The 2,154-nt window shown below is 32.5% G+C and carries 3 protein-coding genes; all 3 read right to left on the bottom strand.

Annotation, left to right across the window (positions count from 1 at the left end; genetic code table 11):
- Positions 1–285 precede the first annotated feature (285 nt).
- Positions 286–543 (bottom strand): hypothetical protein, encoded by a 258-nt coding sequence (locus CVD18_RS22100; RefSeq protein WP_103867616.1) that lies wholly within the window; start codon positions 541–543, stop codon positions 286–288.
- A gap of 266 nt (positions 544–809) precedes the next feature.
- Positions 810–1,397, bottom strand: a complete 588-nt coding sequence (locus CVD18_RS22095; RefSeq protein WP_146052911.1) for a hypothetical protein — start codon at positions 1,395–1,397, stop codon at positions 810–812.
- A 16-nt stretch (positions 1,398–1,413) separates the two neighbouring features.
- Positions 1,414–2,154 (bottom strand): hypothetical protein (locus CVD18_RS22910; protein ID WP_158250544.1); only part of this gene is annotated, 741 nt, incomplete at its 5' end.

Below are 2,154 nucleotides of genomic sequence, written 5' to 3'. Positions count from 1 at the left end.
TTTTTACAAAGACACAGGGGTACGCTGGCATATATGCAGATATAATGACCTATAAACTATGCTATATACTTTTTGTACCCTGCACCTTTGCTGTGAACAGAATTACTCACAAACTCAACTTAAAACCTAATCGGGTAATTTTGGGTATTCTCTTTTTTTATTCTTTTTTACAAAAGGGCCGACAGGAGTAATGGGGCGCAGGATTACACAAACTGCAAATTATACTAACTAATAATAAATTACTCCTGTCTCTTTGCTCCCTTTTGCCAGTGGTACAATACCACTTCACTGCACTGATATAGATAAGGGGTTACCTGCCTTGATAGACTCTATACACAATTTTGATTGTTTGATCATTTCTGCTACCTCTATGGCTGTACTGCCATTGGTATATTTTTCTGCTATCCAGATGCGTAGTAACAGGGCATACCCGCCATGTTTTTGTACACAGGCATCAAATAGTTGCGGGTTAATCAACAAATAGTTGAATACCGTGGCTTCAAATACGCTGAAACGATCTGGTACAATAGGGGCTGTTTTCATACTCTTTGGGGGTTAATCTATTATTCATTTCTTATGAGTCTAGCAATACAGACAAAGACGACGGGTACTTATATAAGGTGACCAGCAATTGTTTTCTGGCTAAAGACGACATCTACTATCACCCAAGTGATAAGTACCCTTGTCTTTGATTTGTTTTTATAATTACTTTTTAAAACTTTGGATATAGGCATAAAGATTCCATTACACTTGTTTTTCAAAGTGTTATAATGAGGTGTAAAACTCACCTATCTACTAATTATGCTGGGTTAAAACGCTACTGGAATATTTTTTGCAAAATTCTTTTGAGTAGAGGTATTGTAGAATTCCATTCTAATAAACCCTTTTAGGCTATCTGGTACTTTTTCTAGTAAAAAAGAAGGAACATCTTTGATCATACCAATGTTATACACTTCTTTTTTAGAACTAAACCTATGTTGTGCAAATTCTGCATCTTTTAAGATTTGTTCTTTTTCTATATTGGGTATCATTATTTTATAACTGGTATATGCTTTAAAATGTTTCTTTTCGTTTGTATCAAATTTTAGATTTCTAAAAGTTAAACCTAGTTTATTATCTATTAATAAACTAATTGATCCGCTTTGTACATTTCCTCCTTTTAGGCTTAAGTAACCACTAGATAGCCTAACCTTCGAATTAAATTTATTTATCAAATCAAATTCTATAGGAATATATAACCTAATAAGTGTACTATCTTTATCTGTATTATAAATAAGGAGTTTTACAGGAATTGAAACTTCTTGATTGAGGTCTACTTGAATCTTTCCTTGTTTATGTGTACCACAAGATACAGCCAAAAAAGAAAGAGCTAACAATACTATTAAATAGCAATTCATACTATTTTTTATAATTCTATTGGTCATAAACAGCATCTATTATATAAGTTTTTCTTTCTGTTGATTTATCATCAATTATTTTAATTAAGTAGGAGTAATACTTATCTGAAGATTCTCGTTCTATTGAGTTTTCTAATTCTATAAAAGTATTAATTTCCCCTCTCATAACCTTAAAATGGGTTTCTTCGGGTACATCTCCTATTAATCTGAAACCAATTAACTCATTAGTTCTAGTGGTATCCATAAATAATTGTAGTTTTTCTAAGCCTTGTAATTTGGCTTGCTCCAATAATTCTGTGTTATACCCTCTTACATCATTCATGATCTTATTGACTTCTTGAGTAGCAATTACATCACTTACCATAAACAAAGAACTCAACGCCCCAGATAATGCCCATGTAAACTCGCCTGTAGCAAAAGTACTTATTATACTTGCTGTAGATGAGGGTTTTGGTACTTCTAATCCTATTGATCCTTCTTTTGGGAACATACTTACCAAGGTTTTTGTAACATTTACATAATCCAAAAACCTAAGAATCTCTCTACCTTCTATCAATCCTCTAGTACCTATAACACTCATATCTCTACGATTAAAATATTCGCTAAATTTTTTAGGGCGCGTTATCTCAAACTCTTTGACATCTGTAAAACTAGCGGTTCCTTTTATATAAAACTCACTCACCTCTTCTGTAACATACAGAAATTGTTTGGTCTCTCTGGTAGCAAGATTTATACGTTCATAATACAAACTCTTTTT

This window comes from Aquimarina sp. I32.4 (genome assembly GCF_002924285.1).
Lineage (GTDB): Bacteria > Bacteroidota > Bacteroidia > Flavobacteriales > Flavobacteriaceae > Aquimarina.
This window is presented reverse-complemented; position numbering and strand designations above follow the sequence as displayed.

Excerpts from the sequence above, each read along its gene's own strand:
- CVD18_RS22100 (WP_103867616.1), bottom strand. The coding sequence starts at position 543 with ATGAAAACAGCCCCTATTGTACCAGATCGTTTCAGCGTATTTGAAGCC.
- CVD18_RS22095 (WP_146052911.1), bottom strand. The coding sequence starts at position 1,397 with ATGAATTGCTATTTAATAGTATTGTTAGCTCTTTCTTTTTTGGCTGTA.